Origin of the sequence: Mesorhizobium sp. M0195 (genome assembly GCF_040322115.1) — a bacterium.
Classification (GTDB): domain Bacteria; phylum Pseudomonadota; class Alphaproteobacteria; order Rhizobiales; family Rhizobiaceae; genus Mesorhizobium.
Map to the genome: position 1 here is coordinate 437362 of NZ_JAMYSV010000003.1, position 18381 is coordinate 455742.

The window sequence follows — 18381 nt, forward strand, 5'->3', positions numbered from 1 at the left end:
GACGCCCGTCGCCGCCGTGCGAGGCGCTTCAAGCGTCTGGTGTTGTGCATGTTGTTGTCCCAAAGCCGCTCACACCCCGGTCAGGCGCAAAAGCGGGCTGTTGGGCGACATAAACGATTTTGGACGAAATGCATCAGGCGGCACGCTCCAGCGCGCCTTGCCTGGCGTTGTCGAGAACGCCGAGGAAGGTCGTGAACTGACTGTCGGGGTTCATTTGCGGCCGCTCCGAAAACAGCTGCGCCGCCGCCGACAGCCGATCGTACTCGGCCTTGTCGCTCCATAGTCGCCTGACCGCGGCGACCCAGTCGTCGAGCGGTGCGTCATAGTCGAGCACAACGCCGCCGGCGCCAATCGCTTCCGGCAGGCCGCCGCGGCGGGATCCGACGACTGGAATGCCGCTGCAATGGGCCTCGGATGCCACCCGCCCCCAAGCTTCTTCCCATTTGCTGGGCGCCAGCAGGATCTTGGTGCGGCCATAGACGGTCTTCATGTCGCTGGTGCGGCTTTCCAGCCTGACGTTGCGTAGCGGCGCGATGATCCGTTCGATCTGCGCCCGGTGGTCGTCGTCGAGCTTCCAGCTTTCGACGAACAGGAACGGGATTTCGGGGCATTGGCCGGCGATGCGCACGGCGAGTTCGAACCCTTTTTCATTGTAAGGATTGATCAGCGTGACGAATTCGCCGGTGGTCGGCGTGCTGTAGAGCCCGGGATTGATGGTCGGCGGGATTACGGTCGAGTCGATGCCGAACTTTTCCTTATAGGTGCGCGCCGTGAATTCGGAGTTGGCGATATAAAGCGCCGAATGCAATTCGCGCAGGTCGCCGGCCAATTCGTGGAATTCGACGTTCCGCAGATAGACCACCAGCGGCACGCCGAGCGCCTGCAGCGCCTTTCCGATCGGCACCGATTTGTGGCACTGCACGACGGCGACATCGGGATCGAGCCGTTCGACGGCGAAGCGGGCCGCCTCCCAGGGAAACCACGCCCGCACGACAGGATAGCCGGGATAGCTGTCGATGACCGCGCGCTGGCGAAGGAGCTTCATCTTGGCGCGCGCCTTGAAACCGAACATGCCGTCACCGAACAGCGCCGCCAGCACCGAGGCGTCATGACCGTGCTCGCGCAGCTGCTCGACCAGATGGTGCGTGCTCGACTGAACGCCACCGCTGAACTGCGGTGTGTAGCCGTTGCCGCCTGCAAACAGAACTTTCATGGACCTGGCTCCTTGCTGGACCGCCCTAGCGTCACGCCGCCATTCTGCCGATGCTGTGGTATTCGATGCCGTGGCGGGCGATGACCTTGGGGTCGTAGAGATTGCGTCCGTCGAAGATGACGGGCCTGGTCAGCGCGTTCTTCAATGCATCGAAGGACGGCGCGCTGAAACTCTTCCACTCGGTCACGATCAAGAGCGCGTCGGCGCCTCGCAGCGCGGCCTCCTTGGTGCCGCACAGTTGCAGGTCGTCGCGCAGCCCGTAGATCGCCTGGCATTCCTGCATCGCCTCCGGATCATAGGCCTGGACATTGGCACCGGCGGCCCAGAGCGCTTCCATCAGCGTGCGGGCCGGGGCCTCGCGCATGTCGTCGGTATTGGGTTTGAAGGCGAGGCCCCACAGCGCAAAGGTTTTGCCTTTGAGATTGCCCTTGAAATAGCGGTGCACCTTCTCGAACAGGACCGACTTCTGCTGGTTGTTGCGCTCCTCGACGGCACGCAGCAGCTTGGCGTCGAACTTGACGGCCTCGGCGGTCTTGATCAGGGCACGCACATCCTTCGGGAAGCACGAGCCGCCATAGCCGAGGCCCGGATAGATGAAGTGGTAGCCGATCCGCGGGTCGCTGCCGATGCCCTTGCGGACCTCCTCGATGTCGGCGCCCAGTTGCTCGGCCAGGTTGGCCATTTCATTCATGAAGCTTATCTTGGTCGCCAGCATGCAATTGGCCGCGTATTTGGTGAACTCGGCACTGCGCACGTCCATCACGATCATCTTTTCGTGGTTGCGGTTGAACGGCGCGTAGAGCTCGCGCATCACCGCCTCGGTGTCCTCGTTGCTGGTGCCGACGATGATGCGGTCGGGCTTCATGCAGTCGCTCACAGCGGACCCTTCCTTGAGGAATTCCGGATTGGAGGCGACGTCGAAAACCAGATCCTCGCGCCCGCGCGCCTTCAGCGTCTCGGCGATCCTGGCCTTTATTCTTTCGCAGGTGCCGACCGGCACGGTCGACTTGCCGACGACGATCTTGGGCGCGTCCATCTCACGACCGATGGCCTCGGCGACGGCCAGCACATATTTGAGGTCTGCCGAACCATCCTCGCCCGGCGGCGTGCCGACGGCGATCATCTGGATCTGGCCATGCTTGATCGCCGCGGCGGCGTCGGTGGTGAACTTGATGCGGCCGGCGGCATGGTTCTCCTTGACCATATTTTCGAGACCGGGCTCGAAGATCGGGACATGGCCTTGGTTGAGCCGTTCGACCTTTTTTGCATCGATGTCGACACAGACCACCTGGTGGCCGACTTCGGCAAGCACCGCCGCCTGTACAAGACCGACATAGCCGATTCCAAAGACAGTCAAATTCATTCGGTTTCATTCCTGTTCAAGGCTTCGGGCCTGTTCAAGCTTCGGTTTTCCGACCACCTTCGGCCCGGCCGGTTCAGATGCGCTTCTAGTTTGTGTTGCATGCCAGCGATTCCGGGAATTGGCAGGGCTGGCCGAGTGCGGTGAATGCAACGCGATCCACCTGCATGGTGAGCTTGCGGCCCGGATCCGAGAACGGCCCCATCCAGCCCTTCATCGTATCGCTGCCCCACAGGCTGAAATAGATCCTTTGCGAATGGGTGGGCAGCTTCGCCGGATCGGTGATCTCATGGACAAGCTTGCCGTTGACGTACCAGCGCAGCCGGTCCTTTTCCCAGACGAAGGCGTAGTCGTTGAAGGCCTTGTCGGTGCCGCCGGCGACGTCGACCAGTTTCTCGTTCTTGCCTTTGCCGGCTATGTAGGCGTTGACCTGAACCTTGGACGTGTCCTTGGTCAGCACCTCGAAGTCGATTTCATCATGCGGCTGCTTGTCGGCATCGCCGACGAAGCTGAAGAATGCCGCGTTGACGCCGGAGCCCGTGTCGGTCTTCATCCGCGCCTCGTAGGTGCCGTAGCCGAAGCGCTGCTTGGTCTGGATCTCGGCGCAGGCGAATTCGCGATCCTTCAGCTTGCGCTTCTCGAAACCGAGCGTCAGCATGCCGTCGGAAAGCCCGATCAGGCTTTTGGACCAGGTGCAGTTCTGATGCTTGCCGTTCGTCCAGCCGTCGGAAATGTACCAGCGCGCGCGACTGAGGCTGGTGAAATCATCGACAAAAGACGGCGCGGTTGGCAGATCCTGGGCACGGACGGGCACCAGGCCCGCAACCAGACTGACGAGAACGATCAGCAGAAACGCGCCGTCTGAACGGAGCGGCCGCAGCTTGCCTGGGATCGGGCGCGTGAACGGGGTGCCGCGGGGTGCCGGGGCGGACGTGCTTTTAAGATCTGCATTCATATCAAAACTCACCTTGTGCTATGCGCCCCCAAAGCGATCGTTCGAACCGTGACGAAACAACCTGATCTTGACCTCTGTCGCTCCCAAGCTCCGTGTTGTGCCTAAACCATTGCGCCGACCCGGGTGTTCGCTCAGCCTGTGCCGGAATCGGCGGGCTTCACAAAATCAGTCCTCATGTCGGGACCGTTCTGCCGCTTCGGCTCGAAGATTTCATCCAGTGAATGACGGAGATCCTTCATCATCTGCATCTGGCGCGACAGCGCTGCGATGCGCCGCTCGCAATTCAGAATCGACCTGGTCAGTTCGCCGACTTCGGAAGACCTGCGCGAGGAGACCGAACCGTTCTCCATCGCCTCGACCAGAAAGGCGGCATTGGTGGCCGTTGTCCTGTAGCGGTTCTCAAGTCCGCTCTTCTCCGCCTCGATTTCGGCCGCGACCTGGTCCAGCAGCTTTGCCAAGCGATCGAGGCGCGAGGTGTCGGTCTGCGTGTCGCGCGCCGGATCTCTCGATCGGAAGCGAAAGATCGAGGCCATGTAGTCAGCGCCCCGTCATCGTCGAGCTGGTGAACGGCCTTAGAGCCCGTCCACATTCAAAAGACATTTCTTGCATCGTCCAGCTCCTCCGACAGGGTATGTCTCGGGCCAGTTCCGTTGGCCGTCCACAATTGCTGCACCGCAACATAGATTGCCATTCCCGGCGCCCATAGGCAACCACCTAGATCGTAAACTCATGAATCTCGTTGAAATGGTGCGAGCCGACCTAAGGGTAACGGAGTGGCTACTGCCATCGCACGTTGACGGGCCTAGCTATCGCTGGCCGTGCTGGTTCCGGCCATGAGGAAGCGCAGCGGCGGCACATGCTGACGCTTCGCGGCGAGGCCAGCGCGGCGAAACAGCGCATCCAGCTTGTCGGAGGCAACGCCGCGGACGACGGCTGTGAGGTTGGACGAGCCGGCCAAGGCGTAGGCCGCGGCCGGTGCCAACCCGCGCTCAGCCTTCACGTCTAAAAACTTCCGCAGCCGGTATTTGTCGCGGATGTGCCGCTCGTGCCTTCTCAGCGCAGCCTTCGATGCCTCCGGCAAACTGTCGATCGCAAGCAGTGCCAGGTCGGCATCGGCCAGATGCTTCAGGTCCTGGGTCTTGTGCAGTCCGCTCAGCGAATCGGCGCGCACGATCGCGCCGTAGCCACAGGATTTGATGACCTTGAAGCGCGCGCCATGGGCAACCGCGCGCGCATAGAGTTCATAGTCTTCACCCAGGCGCAGCTTCTCGTCGTAGCGCAGCCCATGCCGATCGAGGAAGGCGCGGCTGATCACTGGCTTGAGGAAGCCCAGTTCCCCTCGTTGCACGCGGCGCCTGGAGATATTGCCATCGACGAAGCCCTCGAAATCGAGGAATTCCGGCTCGGGCGAGAACGGTGGAGCAACGATTTTCGAAACGTCGGTTGCCGCGTCATCCCTGACAAGCATGATGTTGTCTGCGGCGAAATCCCAATCGGTGCTGGCGAACAGTCTGTGAAACCTGCCTTCGAAAAAGAAATCATCAGCGTCCAGAATGCTGATGAACGGCGACCTGGAACCGGCTATCGCGGCGTTGCGTGCAAAGGAGGGGCCGCGATTGACGTCGAAGCGGATGACGGACAGGCGGCCCGTGCCGTCGCCGGCTGCGTGGGCGACTTTCGCCGTATCGTCGGTGGACGCGTCATCGACGACGACAACTTCCGCAACCTCAGGTTCGCGTAATGCCGATGCAATGGCAGCCGGGATTGTCCGCGCCGCATTGCGGGCGGCGATGATCACGCAGACCTGGAATGATGTCATGGACATGCCTCTCGATTGCAGAAGTCGTTGCGGATTTCCTCGCCCGACAGCTCAATGACCCACCGCCCAACCTGAAATGCATCGGCCCAAACGCCTATGCTGCAAGTGCGAAGCAAGCATCGCCAAAATCATCGGCGCCGTCCAGTTTTTCATTTTGCTGGGTGTCATGGCCCGGCTGGGCAGGCGGCGAGCCTCAATCGGGATGGCTCCAGAAATGCGCCGCTTGGCAGAGCCGTTCCTACACGCTCCATCAGAGCGCTCGACTGGCGGAAAACCAGTTGCTGGTCCTGGCCGACCGGACTGCGGCGGGGCGGAGCGAGCGCGTCGAGGCCCGCAGTGTCAAGGAAACGAAAGAACAGGAATGCCGACTGCCGGTGTTGTCGAGGCGAGCAATTCGTCAGAGGACCGGCGAGCTTAACCATAGGTCACATGGACATCGCAGACCCGGCCAGGCCCGAAATCAGTGAAGGCCTCTCCTTGCGCTGAATTTCTCGCCTTCGGCCGCCTCGTTCGAACTCAGCTTTCGTTCAGCGTCGCGAATTTTGTCGGCCGGGGTCGGGGCATTTCTGGCGACCATGGCAAAGACCAGTAGAAAATAACCCATTTGGATGACTATGGCACAGCCGATGACGCGAAACAGCGTCGTACCGAGCGAGGCGCCGCCCAAATAGGACCAGACGATCACGATCGCCAGCGCAAAACACATTCCGATAATGAACTTTGGCAGTGACATACCCGATAGCCCATCCACCGGCTCGGGAAAAAATGTCGACAAGCCCACCCCGAGCACCTCCCTTAAACTCTGCGAGCTTATTTAGGTTGCCCGCTTCTGGCCGGTTGCTTCCGGCCTAGCCCAATCTGTCCATTAGTCCGACAGAAACAATTTGCAACTCTATTGAGCCGCGCAATAGCCGGCAAGGGCAGCTGCGGAATAAATTTTAAACGAATCCTCGGGATCGACTCTGCCATGGTGCAATGCACACGTCGGCATCACCACTGATTGCCGGATATCGACTCGCTCCAGTAAGATTTATGATATCGACTAGTATTTTATCACAACATCAGTCGTTATTTCGAAATTCTAAATGACGACAAAGCTCCACAACAGGGTATAATGAGCGATTCGCCTAAAATCAGCCTCAAAATTGGACTAGCTTTTCCAAAATTGCCCACAATCCGTCTCTTTTGCGACATAAAGGCGAAATTTTGTGCAGGACGAGTTTATTATTTAGTCAGTTCATGACGCGACTATTACAGCCGTCTGGGAAATTGTGTGTTGCGCTGCAGCATTTTTTTGGTATCGTGCGGTAAACCATCCGTTCAACGTATGGAGTTTACGCATGAGGGACGTAGCCAAGCCGGCCGATGCGGATTTTTCGCAGGCCGGTGTCGATTTTCCGCCACCGATCGGCGGCCTGCTCAAACGCAGCTTCGATATTGCCGGTTCGCTGATCGGCCTGGTCGCTCTCAGCCCGCTGTTCGTGATGATAGCGCTGCTTGTCAAGTTTTCCGATGGCGGGCCGATTTTCTATGGTCATAGCCGGATCGGCCGCGGAGGACGGATTTTTCCGTGCCTCAAGTTCCGCACCATGGTTCCAGACGGCGAGCGGGTGCTTGCTGCCTATCTCGCCGCGAATCCGGAGGCCAGCGCCGAATGGATCGCGACCCGCAAGCTGAAGAACGACCCGCGGATCACCCGCGTCGGAGCGGTGCTGAGGAAGCTCAGCCTCGATGAGTTGCCGCAGATCATCAACATCCTGCAGGGGGATATGAGCCTGGTCGGGCCTCGTCCCGTGGTGCGCGACGAGCTGGAGATTTATGGCAATTCGGCCGTCTATTACCTGAAATCGCGCCCCGGCCTGACCGGGCTATGGCAGGTCAGCGGACGCAACGACGTTTCCTACGACAGCCGCGTCGCGTTCGACAGGCACTATGTCGAGAACTGGTCGATGTTCGAAGACATTCGCATCATCATCAAGACCGTACCTGCGGTCTGGATGTCGCGAGGCTGCTACTGACGGCCGCTTGCTGGCCGTACATCGAGGAGCAGCTGTCCAGAATTCGGGCCCGAAACTCAGGCCCCTAACTCAGGCATCGGCAGTTCATCGGGCGGGGCAAACCAGATCGGAAACGCTCAGTTGAAAGCAGATATAATCGATATTTTTTGCACCGGCATTCTCTCCAGACGCATGCGGCGAGTACGACTTTTGACGACTTGCCTTACAGTGGCGACCGGCCTGACGCTGTCGCTAGCCCTGCCACAGTTTGCCTTCGCCGACGACTATCGGCTTGGAGCACAGGACAAGCTGACCATCCGCGTGGCGGAATGGCAGACCGTCGAAGGCACGTTCCGCGACTGGTCGGCCATCAATGGAGAATACACGGTCGGGCCCGCTGGAACCTTGTCGGTTCCCTTCGTCGGCGAGATGCCCGCATCCGGCAAGACGACTTCGGAGATCGCCGCATCGCTCGGCGAGGCGCTGCAGCGCAAGCTCGCTCTGGCCGACAGGCCGGAGGCTTCCGTCGAAATGGCGCAGTACCGGCCATTCTACATCTCCGGCGAGGTGCAAGCGCCTGGCCAGTATCCTTGTGTGCCTGGGTTGACCGTGCTGAAAGCGATGAGCATTGCCGGCGGAGCCCGGCGGACCCCGGAGAGCGGACAGCGCTACGATCGCGACCTGATCAATGCCAAGGGCAATTTCGACGTACTACAAGACCAATTGGTCAGGCTGACCGTCAAGCGCGCCCGCATCGAAGCGGAACTGGCGGACAAGCCGACATTCGCGGTGCCGAAAGAGGTGGCCGACGATCCGAAGCTGCCCAGCATCGTTGCCGATGAGACGGCGATCCTGGCAGCCGACCAGAAGAAACTCAAGCTGCGCTTGCAGGCGCTCGACGATTTGAAGGCGCTGCTGCAGAGCGAGATCGATTCGCTGCAGAAAAAGATCGTCAACCAGCAGAAGCAGGTTGATCTGGCGAAGGAGCAGCTCAACGGCATCGGCTCGCTGGCGCAAAAGGGCCTGGTCGTCAACACGCGGGTTTTGAACTCGCAGCAAACCATCGCCGACCTTGAGGGCCAGATCCTGGATTACGAAACGGCGATTCTCACGGCCAAGCAGTCGATCAGCAAGGCCACCCAGGACGCCATCGATCTCGAGAACACTCAGAACTCCAGCCTCGCGACCGACCGGCAACAGACGGAAGCCGATCTCAACGAGGTGACGCTGAAGCTGAACATGGAAAAGGCCCTGATGTCCGAAGCCTTGTCGGGCAGCCCTATGCCGCAATTCTATGGCAACAACGAACCAGCGGCCTTGTCTTTTTCCCTGGTGCGGGTGGTCGACGGCAAGACCAGCGAAATCACCGCCGATGAAGACACGCCGGTGCTGCCAGGGGACGTGATCAAGGTCAAACCGGCGCCCCTGGCCATCCAGTAGCTTCTTTCCACCGGAGCGAAGCACCAACCCCGTGGGCAGCGGTCTGCGGGGTTTTTGCTGTTTGGGATCCGCCCGCTCTAACCTCGCACGGCGTCCGGTTCCTCCAGATGATTCACGGCGTTCCACCGGGAAGCAGCGACGGCCGGCACCCTCACCAGCTTGAAGTAGCTATAGTACAGCAGGAACGATCCCATGATGTAGGGATTGAGGGTCTCGACCTCGACGAAGGATCGGATGAACAGAAGCACCATGACGCCGGCAAGAATCACGGAGTCGGCTTGCCATGTCCTGAATATCAGCGCCGAGACGTGACCCCAGAGCGTGCGCAGGATAATCAGCGAAAGCAGTGTCGCGCCGACGAAGCCGAGTTCCACCAAGGTCTCGATGTAGGTGTTGTGGAAGTGGAAGCCGCTTCGCGCGGCGATGTAGAATTCGTTCCACAGCCGCTCGGCCTCGGAGAAGCCCTGCACCCAATAGGCGGCGTAGCCGACGCCGAGCATGGGCGATTGCTGCGCGGCATTCCAGCCCTGCTGCCAGAGGTAGGTTCGTCCGGTGAGCGTCGAATCCTTGCCGAAAAGGCCAAGGACAAAGTCCATCAGCCCGAGATTCAGCGCAATCACGGTGCAGGCGACCAGCCCGCCCGCACCGATCATGAAAATCACCCGGCGATGGCGGAGCGAAAGCACCTTGCCGATGGAAAGCAGGGCGACCAGAGCGAGAACCGCCGGGGTCGATGCCATCGAAGTGGCCGAATGCGACACGACCAGTAGATAGCCTGATAGAAGGACAATCGGTACGATCAACAAAAAGCTTGTCCGGCCCCGCCTGAGAAAGGCGAGGTAGACAACGCAGAAATAAATGCCAAGCGATGCGACAAAGCCGATCTGGTTCTTGGAGCTGAACGCGCCGACGAAATTGTACGTCCCATCGAGAACGTCGTAGGAATAACTCGCGACCTTGAGCGAGTAGAGCAGGACGATGAAAATCCCGATCAGGGCGCCTATGGTCAAGGTCCGGACGCTGACGGTGCGTGCGGCAATGTAGGCGCAGGCGATATGGGAACAATATTGGACGGCCGTCCTTGCCGTGGTGCCGGGAGCTGCCGACCAGAACACCGAGAAGCAGACATAGGTTGCAAAGGCCAGCGGAAGCCAGGCGCTGGAAGCGTGCCTTAATATCTTGCGGTAGTCGACCAGGATGAGCGGCAGCCAGACTGCATAGTAGGCCAGGATCATGGCCTGGCCGAAAATGGTCGAGTAGGAGAACGCCCAGATCGAGACGGCAACGGCAAAGCTGCCATAGACCGTGTTCTTGTCCGGATCGATCAACAGAGATTTTGGAATCTTCATCTCGGTATCGGTTTTCCGTCCTTGCAGCTCAATGCCGATTCATGGCCCTATTTCATGGGCCGATTCATCGGATCGATGGGAGCCTCGCCTGCAGGTGCTCGCATTGTGCAGTGCAATATAACGCATCCGGCGCCGCCTGTCACCCGAATGCCAACTGGGCGCGTCGTTCCTGCAGTTCTCGCAATACCGGACGGGACGATTTGGCCAGGAGGCAGTGCCGTCCAATTGCCCGGTGCTGGCCCATCACAAGCTGTTCTGAGGCTGCGAGTCCGTGCTTGAACTTGTCCGCCGTTGACTTCACATTCGCCGCCGATTGGGAGGAAGACGACATGCCGATGAGTTTCGCGGGACGATTTGCCGGACGATCCGCTGTTATCACCGGCGGCGCCTCAGGCATCGGCTTGGCCGTCGCGCAAAGGATCACTGACGAAGGCGGACGTGTTTCGGTCTGGGATCGCGATGCCGCTCAGATCGAACAGGCCAAGGCCATTGTTACAGGCCTGCACAGCGTCACCCTCGACGTCGCCGACCCCATAGCGATCGAAGCCGCCGCAGGAGAGACTATCGAAGCGCTGGGCGCGGTCGACATCCTTGTCACCAGTGCTGCCATCACCGGGCCTAACATGACGACCTGGGAGTATTCCGTAGAGGATTGGCGCCGGGTCATCGACATCAATATCAACGGCGTCTTCTTCTGCAACAAGGCGCTGGTCCCGCATATGCTCGAACGCAATTACGGCAGGATCGTCAACATCGCCTCGATTGCCGGCAAGGAAGGTAACCCGAACGCCTCGGCCTACAGCACCTCCAAGGCGGCGGTGATCGGGATGACCAAATCGCTCGGCAAGGAACTGGCCAAGACCAAGGTGACGGTGAACTGCGTCACGCCGGCGGCTGTGCGCACCGCGATCTTCCAGCAGATGAGCCAGCAGCACATCGACTTCATGCTGTCCAAAATACCGATGGCGCGCTTCGGCGAGGTCGGGGAGGTGGCGGCGCTGATTTGCTGGATCGCCTCCGAGGAATGCTCGTTCACGACGGCTGCCGTCTTCGACGTCTCCGGCGGCCGGGCGACCTACTGAGGCCGGCCCGACGCAAACCGCCCGACGGCATCGCGGCGCCTCAGTCGTGAAGCTCCCGCGAGATCGGCGGGCCGATCGAAAAATCGCTGAATGTCACTTCGAAACCCTCGCGCTGCGGCGAACAGCACATCATGCCGACATCGACCGTTTTCGACGGCGGGAAATAGGCAAGCCGCACCGGTTTCCAGTGCTTGTCGGACGCGTCCAGATACTGGACGCGGATCGTCTCGGCATGGCGGGTCAGGCGGATCCTGACCCCGTCGGGGTCGGCTGGAATGCTGGCCAGCGACCAGTCGGAGGCATCGTTGGTGACGACGACGGAAAAATACGTCAGCCCGTCGGTGTATTCGATGCCGGCCTTTATCCAGTGCGTCTCGCTCAGGCGGACCATAAGCCCGGCCTGATCGTAAAGCACCTCATAGTGCCCCTTGACCGTGACTTCGGCGCTGAAATCGCCCTCGACCTCACGATAGAGGAAATGGCCATTGTCGCGCCAGAAGCCGTAGAATGTCTCGCGCCAGAAGTCGGTCTCCTTGCCGGTCCGTACATGCACCGTATTGTTGCCGAAGGCGTGGTGCGGCGGCGGATTGAGCCAGGTCAGGGCCGTATTCTCAGATGTCATCGATTTGCTCGCCTGCCTGGCTGGTCTGCCGCCTTTTCTTAGCCGGCAAACGTGTAAGCGGTCTTCACCGTGGTGTAGAACTCTGCGGCATAGCGGCCCTGCTCGCGCGGGCCGTAGCTCGATCCCTTGCGTCCGCCGAAAGGCACGTGGAAGTCGACGCCGGCCGTCGGCAGGTTGACCATGACCATGCCGGCTTCCGAATTGCGCTTGAAGTGCGTGGCATGCTTGAGGCTCGAGGTGCAGATACCGGACGTCAGCCCGAACGGCGTGTCGTTGGCCACCGCCAGCGCCTCGTCATAATCCTTGACGCGGATGACGTTGGCGACCGGTCCGAAAATCTCCTCGCGCGAGATGCGCATGGCGTTGGTGGTTTCGGTGAACAGCGCCGGCTGCAAATAGAAGCCGCGGGTTTCACGATCGAGCCGCTGGCCACCGAAGGCAAGGTCCGCACCTTCCTGACGGCCGATGGCGATATAGTCTTCGTCCTGTTTGAGCTGGCTCTGGTCGACAACCGGCCCGATCTGGGTCTTGGCGTCGAGAGCGTCGCCGACGACTAGCTTGGCCATGCGGTCCTTGAGCGCCTCGACGAAGCGGTCGTGGATGCCGTCCGTCACCACCAGCCGGGACGACGCCGTGCAGCGCTGGCCGGTCGAGAAGTAGGCACCGTTGATAGCGCAGTCGACGGCGACGGCAAGGTCGGCATCGTCGAGCACTACAAGCGGGTTCTTGCCGCCCATTTCGAGCTGGAACTTGCGCATGTGCTCGACACTGGCGGCGGCGACGCGTTTGCCGGTGCCGACCGATCCGGTGAAGGTGATCGCGTTGAGGTCAGGACTGTCGAGCATGGCCTGGCCGACCACCGAACCTTTGCCCATCACCAGGTTGAGCACGCCCTTTGGCAGCCCGGCGCGGTGCAGGATGTCGACAATAGTCCAGGCGCTCTCCGGAACGAGTTCCGCCGGCTTGAAGACGATGGTGTTGCCGTAGGCCAGCGCCGGAGCGATTTTCCAAGCCGGAATGGCGATCGGGAAATTCCACGGCGTGATGATGCCGACGACGCCGACCGCTTCGCGGGTGATCTCGACGCCGACGCCGGGCCGCACGCTCGGCACCAGCTCGCCCGACAGGCGCAACGCCTCGCCGGCGAAAAAATCGAATATCTGGGCGGCCCGCACGGTCTCGCCGATGCCCTCGACCAGCGTCTTGCCTTCTTCGCGCGCCAAGGCCCGGCCGATTTCATCTTTCCGCGCGGTGATCTCGTCGGACGTCTTCCTCAGCACCGCATGGCGGGCCAGCAGGCCCGATCGAGACCATGCCGGAAATGCCGCTTTCGCCGCCGCGATGGCCTGCCGAGCGTGCTCCGCGCCCCCCGATGCATATTCGCCGACCACGTCGTCGAGATTGGACGGGTTGATGTTACGGGAGCCGGCATTGCCTACCCACTCGCCATCGATGAGGTTCTTTCGAAACGGGATCATGTCGCTGTCTTCCTTGTCGTCCTTCGATCGCCGTCTATCTGGACCACCGACCGCCGCACCGCAAGGCCGAAGAAGGCAAACTTCTCCTTCTCGACAGGCATGTGATAGGTGTCGGGGGCGGGAAAAGACGATTCTAGTGTGGTGCGACGCGGATCGCACGGGAGGTGAAGTATCATGTCCGACAGCGCCTTGCCCCTGGTGATCAGCGCACCCGAACCGCGCACGCTCGACCTGATCTTCACGCCGGCTGCGCTGGCGAACTTTCGATCGAAATACCGCATCGTCGAAACATCGCCCGAAGCGGTGGCGGCGCTGCAGGCCGATATCCTTGGCGAGGCGCGCTACATCGTCGGCCAGCCACCTATCGCGCCGGAGACGCTGGAAAAAATGAAGGCGCTGCGCTGCATCTTCAATGTCGAGAGCAACCTCATCAACAACATGCCCTACGAGACGCTGTTTTCGCGCGGCATCCATGTCGTCACCACCGGGCTGGTGTTTGCAGAACCGGTGGCCGAACTCGGCCTTGCCATGGCGCTCAACCTCGCCCGTGACATCGTCGACGCCGACCTCGCCTTTCGACAGGGCAAGGAGCGTTGGGGCGGCGACGGCAACCGGACGGCGCGGCTTCTTTCCGGCGCGGACGTCGGCATCATCGGCTTCGGCGATCTTGGCCGTGCGCTCAACCGGCTGCTGTCGGGCTTTCGCACGCGGACAAAAGTCTTCGACCCGTGGCTGCCGCCGTCGATCCTGACCGAAAACGGCGTCGAGCCGGCCTCTCTCGACGACGTTCTGTCGAACAGCAATTTCGTCTTCGTCGTCGCTTCGGTGACTAGCGAAAACCAGGGCTTCCTCGGCGCCGAGGCGTTTGCCAGGATGCGCAAGGGAGCCGCTTTCATCCTGCTCAGCCGAGCCGGCGTGGTCGATTTCCCGGCACTGATGGACGCCGTCCGCAGCGGCCATATCGTCGCCGCCAGCGATGTTTTTCCTGAGGAGCCGCTTGCCCAGGATCACCCGGTCCGCACATTGCCGGGGTTCCTGCGCTCCGCCCACCGGGCCGGTGCGCTCGACATCGCTTTCAAGCGGATGGGCGACATGGTGCTGGAAGACATGGACCTGGTCGACCGCGGCCTGCCGCCGATGCGTTCGAAGCGGGCCGAGCGTGAGACCGTTTCGCGCATGCGTTCGAAGCCGGTCGACAAGAATTAGGCCGTCGGCCCGACGCGTCGCACATGCTCAGACGGTGAAGGACCAAAACAGGCAGGCCAGTGTCGCTGCGGCGAAGACGACGAAGAACAGGCTTCGCAACAGGATGTTGCGGCGCAGCTCGTTGATGAAGAGATGGCATCCGACGACGGCTGCGACAAACAGGAACCGCCAGTTCAGCAGTGCCGGGAGCACATCGCGCTGACCGAAAGCAAACCTCGCGGCGAGACATCCAACGATGACCGCAAACAACACGATGACCGTCCAGAAGATCGCATCGGCGGCATGTGTCAGGACGACGCCGGCGAGCCTGATCGGCAGAACCATCATCAGCAGTGCGCTGAAAAAATAGACTGCCGCGAGCGGAATGAACGTCCCCGCATCGGCAACGTCGCTCAGGCGCTTGGCGCCGATCGCGCCATAGGGATAGCCATGCCTGGCCACCGTCAGGCTGAGCGCCATCAGCAAGGCCGTCAGCACGGCGGCAAGCGCGAATGAGGTCAGGGCTTTGCTCATGAGGCTCCCGTTCCGAGCGAATCGAAGTCAGAACGTTGGTAGCCCATGGTTTGTAAATTGCTAGTAAGCATCATGCAGCATGCAGCGGCGCGGCAGAGTTCCTCGGCGCATCACTCCGCAGCTTGCAGACGCCGCCCGTCGATAATGATCTTGATCTCGGCGCGGCAAGAGCCGCAATTGGTGCCGGCGTGAAGGGCGGCGCCGATTGCCGCGACGCTGGTACAGCCGCCGCGTACCGCTTCCGCGATCTGGTTGGCACCGACCCCGAAACAGGCGCAGACGATGGCACCGCGGTCGACGCCGTTGCCGCCCGGGCGCCCGGCGACAATCGCCAGTCGCGCCTGCCGATCGGCATGGTCAGCACCAAGTTGTTCGACCGCCCAGCCGCGCGACACCGCTACCGGCGTAGGCGCAAGATAGAGCGCGCCGACCAGCCGATTGCCTGCGAAACGGGCGAAGCGATGGTGCCCGCCGGCGATGTCGTGATAGGCGAGCGTCTCGCCTTCCATGCCTAACAGCGCGGCGGCCAACCCGGTCCAGTCGCGGCTGTCCTGCAGCGCAATTTCAAGCCGCCAGCCGGCGGGGCTGCGGGCGAGGCTCCAGTAATCGGCGTCGATCGATGCGGGCCGTTCGGCAAGCACGGCGAAGCCGAAGGCTGTGGCGGCGAACCGCTCGATGCGGGCGGCAACATTCTTCGAGGCCGGTTGGCCTGAAATCGCATCGGTCGTCGGCGCGACCAACGCATCGACGCGCGCGCGGGCGGAGAACTGATCGGTCCAGTGCATCGGTACGAATACAGAGCCCTGGCGTTGACGCACCGTCACCAGGGCACGGACCAGCACCTCGCCATGGGCAGTCGAGACGCGGACGATCTCGGCATCGCCGATACCATAGTGCTGTGCATCCGCCGGGTGGATTTCGACGAACGGTTCGGCCATGTGCTGCGACAAGCGCGGACTCTTGCCGGTCCGCGTCATGGTGTGCCAATGGTCGCGAACTCGCCCGGTGTTAAGTACCAGCGGGTAGTCCGGGTTGGTGCGGGTTTGTGCGGCTGGGCGGATGGCAATAAAGCGCGCCTTGCGGTCGGGCGTGTAGAAATTGCCGTTGGCGAAGAAGCGGGCGGTAAGTGAGGCTCGTCTTGCCTGAACCCCCAAGTCTTTTTCACTTTCAGCCTGAGCACCCCCCTCTGGCCTGCCGGCCATCTCCCCCGCAAGGGGGGAGATTGGCAGCTTTGGCGCCGGCTCTCCCCTTGCGGCATTGGAGATTAGCGAAGGCCGTGATGATAGCCGATCTCTCCCCTTGCGGGGGAGATGGCCGGCAGGCCAGAGGGGGGTGGCTTGGCTCGGCGCTGGCCATTGGAATGGCGCCAACTCCTCGTAGATCTCGGCACCGATATCGCCATACGCGCCGACGTCGAAATCGCGGTCGCCGTCATTCTCGAAGCCCGACAACGCGGCATGCTCGGCGAAGATGTCGGCCGGCGACAGATGCAAAAAGGCCTCGCCAAAGCCCATCCGCTTGGCGACTTCAGCGATGATCCACCAGTCGGCTCTTGCCTCGCCGGGCGTGGCCAAAAAGGCGCGCTGGCGCGAGATGCGGCGTTCCGAATTGGTGACGGTGCCGTCCTTCTCGCCCCATGCCGCCGCCGGCAGCCGGACATGGGCGTGGCGGACCGTGTCGGTCTCGCCCAGCACGTCCGACACCACGACAAACGGGCAGGCCTTGATCGCCGCTTCGACGGCATCGGCATCCGGCATCGAATCGACTGGATTGGTCGCCATGATCCACAGCGCCTTGATGCGTCCGTCGGCCACCGCCTCGAACATCTCGACCGCTTTCAGGCCGGGTTTTTCGGTGACGGCCGGCGCGTTCCAGAAGCGCTGCACGCGGTTGCGGTGCTCGGGGTTTTCGATCTCCATGTGGGCGGCCAGCATGTTGGCCATGCCGCCGACCTCACGGCCGCCCATGGCGTTGGGCTGGCCGGTCACCGAGAATGGCCCGGCGCCGGGCTTGCCGATGCGGCCGGTGGCTAGATGGCAGTTGATGATGGCGTTTACCTTGTCGGTGCCCGAAGACGACTGGTTCACGCCCTGGCTGTAGACGGTCACCGTCTTCGCCGTCGCGGCAAACAGACTGTAGAAGCGGCCCAGTTCATCCTCGCCAAGGCCGGTGGCCGCAGCGATGCCGGCCAGGTCGAGCTCCGAGGCGGCGAAAAGCGCTTGCCCGAAGCCGGTCGTGTGTGCCGTGATATAGGTGCGGTCCAACGCGTTGTGCTGGCCGAGATAGGCGAGCAGACCGGTGAACAAAGCGACGTCGCCATCGGGCGCGATCGCCAGATGCATGTCGGCGATGTCTGACGTCATGGTGCGGCGTGGGTCGATCAGCACCACCTTCATCTCGGGCCGCTTTTCCCGGGCCGCGGCGATGCGCTGGTAGAGCACCGGATGGCACCAGGCGAGATTGGAGCCGACCAGCACGATCAGGTCGGCAAGTTCCAGATCCTCGTAATTTCCCGGAACGGTGTCCGAGCCAAAGGCGCGGCGGTGGCCGGCGACGGACGATGCCATGCACAGGCGCGAATTGGTGTCGATATTGGCCGAGCCGATGAAGCCTTTCATCAGCTTGTTGGCGACATAATAGTCTTCGGTCAGCAACTGGCCGGAGACGTAGAGGGCGACCGCGTTGGGGCCGTGTTCGGCAATGGTTTGCGAGAAGGTCGAAGCGACAAGGTCGAGCGCTTCGTCCCAGCCGGTGCGGCGACCGTGAATCTCCGGATGAAGCAGCCTGCCTTCGAGATCGGTGGTCTCGGCCAGCGCTGAGCCTTTGGAGCAGAGCCGGCCGAAATTCGCCGGGTGGTCCGGGTCGCCACGAACGGTTATTTCACCGTCCGCGGCGACCTTCGCCAGCACGCCGCAGCCCACCCCGCAATAGGGGCAGGTGGTCCTCACCTCGCGCGCTTCATCAATCTGCATGGTTCACGCCGCGCGGCTGGCCAGCGCTTCCAGCGCAATGAACAGCCGCTCGCCGTCGATCCGCACCGCGATGGTGCGCACCGCGCCCTCATCGGCGCCAAGCGCCTTGCCTGTCTCCAGCGAGATCACCCAATTGTGCAAGGGACAGGTCACCGCCGTGCCATGGACGATGCCCTGGCTGAGCGGCCCACCTTTGTGCGGGCAATGGTCATCGATGGCAAAGACCTGATCGTCAACCGTACGAAAGACGGCGATCTTGCCTTCGGGCGTTGCCACGCAGCGCGCACCGCGACGCGGAATGTCAGACAGGGAGCCGATCGATACCCAATTCATGTGGCCATTCCTCTTTTGCGCGTATTCTTGTCCGAAAACCGC

The 18381-nt window shown here is 61.7% G+C and carries 16 protein-coding genes; 4 read left to right on the plus strand and 12 right to left on the minus strand.

The window, feature by feature from the left end; translation table 11 throughout:
• Window positions 1-133: 133 nt before the first annotated feature.
• The 6 genes from NKJ12_RS10270 to NKJ12_RS10295 all read right to left on the minus strand — a co-directional run bounded on the left by NKJ12_RS10270 (window position 134) and on the right by NKJ12_RS10295 (window position 6128).
• On the minus strand, window positions 134-1213 hold the full coding sequence (locus NKJ12_RS10270; protein WP_352479830.1) for a glycosyltransferase: 1080 nt from the start codon (window positions 1211-1213) through the stop codon (window positions 134-136).
• A gap of 31 nt (window positions 1214-1244) precedes the next feature.
• The gene (locus NKJ12_RS10275) at window positions 1245-2576 is read right to left on the minus strand and encodes a UDP-glucose dehydrogenase family protein (protein WP_254816094.1); all 1332 of its coding nucleotides are present in this window, start codon (window positions 2574-2576) and stop codon (window positions 1245-1247) included.
• Between the two features lie 85 nt (window positions 2577-2661).
• Window positions 2662-3528 (minus strand): endo-1,3-1,4-beta-glycanase ExoK, encoded by an 867-nt coding sequence (exoK, locus tag NKJ12_RS10280; RefSeq protein ID WP_352702491.1) that lies wholly within the window; start codon window positions 3526-3528, stop codon window positions 2662-2664.
• Window positions 3529-3659: 131 nt separating this feature from the next.
• Window positions 3660-4061: a hypothetical protein gene (locus tag NKJ12_RS10285; protein WP_352702493.1), complete on the minus strand. Its 402-nt coding sequence runs from the start codon at window positions 4059-4061 to the stop codon at window positions 3660-3662.
• A 269-nt stretch (window positions 4062-4330) separates the two neighbouring features.
• The gene (locus NKJ12_RS10290) at window positions 4331-5353 is read right to left on the minus strand and encodes a glycosyltransferase family 2 protein (RefSeq protein ID WP_352702495.1); all 1023 of its coding nucleotides are present in this window, start codon (window positions 5351-5353) and stop codon (window positions 4331-4333) included.
• A gap of 454 nt (window positions 5354-5807) precedes the next feature.
• Window positions 5808-6128 carry an exopolysaccharide production repressor protein gene (locus NKJ12_RS10295; RefSeq protein WP_352506982.1) on the minus strand — a complete coding sequence of 107 codons (321 nt, stop codon included), beginning with the start codon at window positions 6126-6128 and terminating at the stop codon, window positions 5808-5810.
• 559 nt (window positions 6129-6687) lie between these two features.
• On the opposite strand from NKJ12_RS10295, the gene NKJ12_RS10300 reads away from it, so the two are divergent.
• Together NKJ12_RS10300 and NKJ12_RS10305 are read left to right on the plus strand one after the other, a co-directional pair.
• Window positions 6688-7365 (plus strand): sugar transferase, encoded by a 678-nt coding sequence (locus NKJ12_RS10300; RefSeq protein ID WP_352479827.1) that lies wholly within the window; start codon window positions 6688-6690, stop codon window positions 7363-7365.
• A 171-nt stretch (window positions 7366-7536) separates the two neighbouring features.
• Complete coding sequence (locus NKJ12_RS10305; protein WP_254816387.1) at window positions 7537-8784, plus strand: polysaccharide biosynthesis/export family protein; 1248 nt, start codon at window positions 7537-7539, stop codon at window positions 8782-8784.
• 77 nt (window positions 8785-8861) lie between these two features.
• Here the strand turns inward: NKJ12_RS10305 and NKJ12_RS10310 are convergent, their stop codons facing one another.
• Entirely contained in the window at window positions 8862-10133 is a 1272-nt protein-coding gene (locus tag NKJ12_RS10310; protein WP_352506983.1) for an O-antigen ligase family protein, read from the minus strand.
• Between the two features lie 329 nt (window positions 10134-10462).
• Here NKJ12_RS10310 and NKJ12_RS10315 point away from each other — a divergent pair, with 329 nt between their 5' ends.
• Window positions 10463-11215 carry an SDR family NAD(P)-dependent oxidoreductase gene (locus NKJ12_RS10315; protein ID WP_352506984.1) on the plus strand — a complete coding sequence of 251 codons (753 nt, stop codon included), beginning with the start codon at window positions 10463-10465 and terminating at the stop codon, window positions 11213-11215.
• 40 nt (window positions 11216-11255) lie between these two features.
• Here the strand turns inward: NKJ12_RS10315 and NKJ12_RS10320 are convergent, their stop codons facing one another.
• Together NKJ12_RS10320 and NKJ12_RS10325 are read right to left on the minus strand one after the other, a co-directional pair.
• On the minus strand, window positions 11256-11837 hold the full coding sequence (locus NKJ12_RS10320) for a DUF1349 domain-containing protein (RefSeq protein WP_352506985.1): 582 nt from the start codon (window positions 11835-11837) through the stop codon (window positions 11256-11258).
• A 38-nt stretch (window positions 11838-11875) separates the two neighbouring features.
• Window positions 11876-13312 (minus strand): aldehyde dehydrogenase family protein, encoded by a 1437-nt coding sequence (locus tag NKJ12_RS10325; RefSeq protein ID WP_352702555.1) that lies wholly within the window; start codon window positions 13310-13312, stop codon window positions 11876-11878.
• 177 nt (window positions 13313-13489) lie between these two features.
• Here NKJ12_RS10325 and NKJ12_RS10330 point away from each other — a divergent pair, with 177 nt between their 5' ends.
• Window positions 13490-14521: a hydroxyacid dehydrogenase gene (locus NKJ12_RS10330; protein WP_352702498.1), complete on the plus strand. Its 1032-nt coding sequence runs from the start codon at window positions 13490-13492 to the stop codon at window positions 14519-14521.
• Between the two features lie 27 nt (window positions 14522-14548).
• Here NKJ12_RS10330 and NKJ12_RS10335 read toward each other — a convergent pair whose 3' ends face one another.
• The 3 genes from NKJ12_RS10335 to nirD all read right to left on the minus strand — a co-directional run bounded on the left by NKJ12_RS10335 (window position 14549) and on the right by nirD (window position 18339).
• Window positions 14549-15034, minus strand: a complete 486-nt coding sequence (locus tag NKJ12_RS10335; RefSeq protein ID WP_352702500.1) for a hypothetical protein — start codon at window positions 15032-15034, stop codon at window positions 14549-14551.
• A gap of 110 nt (window positions 15035-15144) precedes the next feature.
• Complete coding sequence (locus NKJ12_RS10340; protein WP_352702502.1) at window positions 15145-18006, minus strand: nitrate reductase; 2862 nt, start codon at window positions 18004-18006, stop codon at window positions 15145-15147.
• A 3-nt stretch (window positions 18007-18009) separates the two neighbouring features.
• Window positions 18010-18339: a nitrite reductase small subunit NirD gene (gene nirD / locus NKJ12_RS10345; RefSeq protein ID WP_352702504.1), complete on the minus strand. Its 330-nt coding sequence runs from the start codon at window positions 18337-18339 to the stop codon at window positions 18010-18012.
• Between the last annotated feature and the right edge of the window lie 42 nt (window positions 18340-18381).

Excerpts from the sequence above, each read along its gene's own strand:
- NKJ12_RS10270 (WP_352479830.1), bottom strand. The coding sequence starts at position 1,213 with ATGAAAGTTCTGTTTGCAGGCGGCAACGGCTACACACCGCAGTTCAGC.
- NKJ12_RS10275 (WP_254816094.1), bottom strand. The coding sequence starts at position 2,576 with ATGAATTTGACTGTCTTTGGAATCGGCTATGTCGGTCTTGTACAGGCG.
- exoK (WP_352702491.1), bottom strand. The coding sequence starts at position 3,528 with ATGAATGCAGATCTTAAAAGCACGTCCGCCCCGGCACCCCGCGGCACC.
- NKJ12_RS10285 (WP_352702493.1), bottom strand. The coding sequence starts at position 4,061 with ATGGCCTCGATCTTTCGCTTCCGATCGAGAGATCCGGCGCGCGACACG.
- NKJ12_RS10290 (WP_352702495.1), bottom strand. The coding sequence starts at position 5,353 with ATGTCCATGACATCATTCCAGGTCTGCGTGATCATCGCCGCCCGCAAT.
- NKJ12_RS10300 (WP_352479827.1), top strand. The coding sequence starts at position 6,688 with ATGAGGGACGTAGCCAAGCCGGCCGATGCGGATTTTTCGCAGGCCGGT.
- NKJ12_RS10305 (WP_254816387.1), top strand. The coding sequence starts at position 7,537 with ATGCGGCGAGTACGACTTTTGACGACTTGCCTTACAGTGGCGACCGGC.
- NKJ12_RS10310 (WP_352506983.1), bottom strand. The coding sequence starts at position 10,133 with ATGAAGATTCCAAAATCTCTGTTGATCGATCCGGACAAGAACACGGTC.
- NKJ12_RS10315 (WP_352506984.1), top strand. The coding sequence starts at position 10,463 with ATGCCGATGAGTTTCGCGGGACGATTTGCCGGACGATCCGCTGTTATC.
- NKJ12_RS10320 (WP_352506985.1), bottom strand. The coding sequence starts at position 11,837 with ATGACATCTGAGAATACGGCCCTGACCTGGCTCAATCCGCCGCCGCAC.
- NKJ12_RS10330 (WP_352702498.1), top strand. The coding sequence starts at position 13,490 with ATGTCCGACAGCGCCTTGCCCCTGGTGATCAGCGCACCCGAACCGCGC.
- NKJ12_RS10335 (WP_352702500.1), bottom strand. The coding sequence starts at position 15,034 with ATGAGCAAAGCCCTGACCTCATTCGCGCTTGCCGCCGTGCTGACGGCC.
- NKJ12_RS10340 (WP_352702502.1), bottom strand. The coding sequence starts at position 18,006 with ATGCAGATTGATGAAGCGCGCGAGGTGAGGACCACCTGCCCCTATTGC.
- nirD (WP_352702504.1), bottom strand. The coding sequence starts at position 18,339 with ATGAATTGGGTATCGATCGGCTCCCTGTCTGACATTCCGCGTCGCGGT.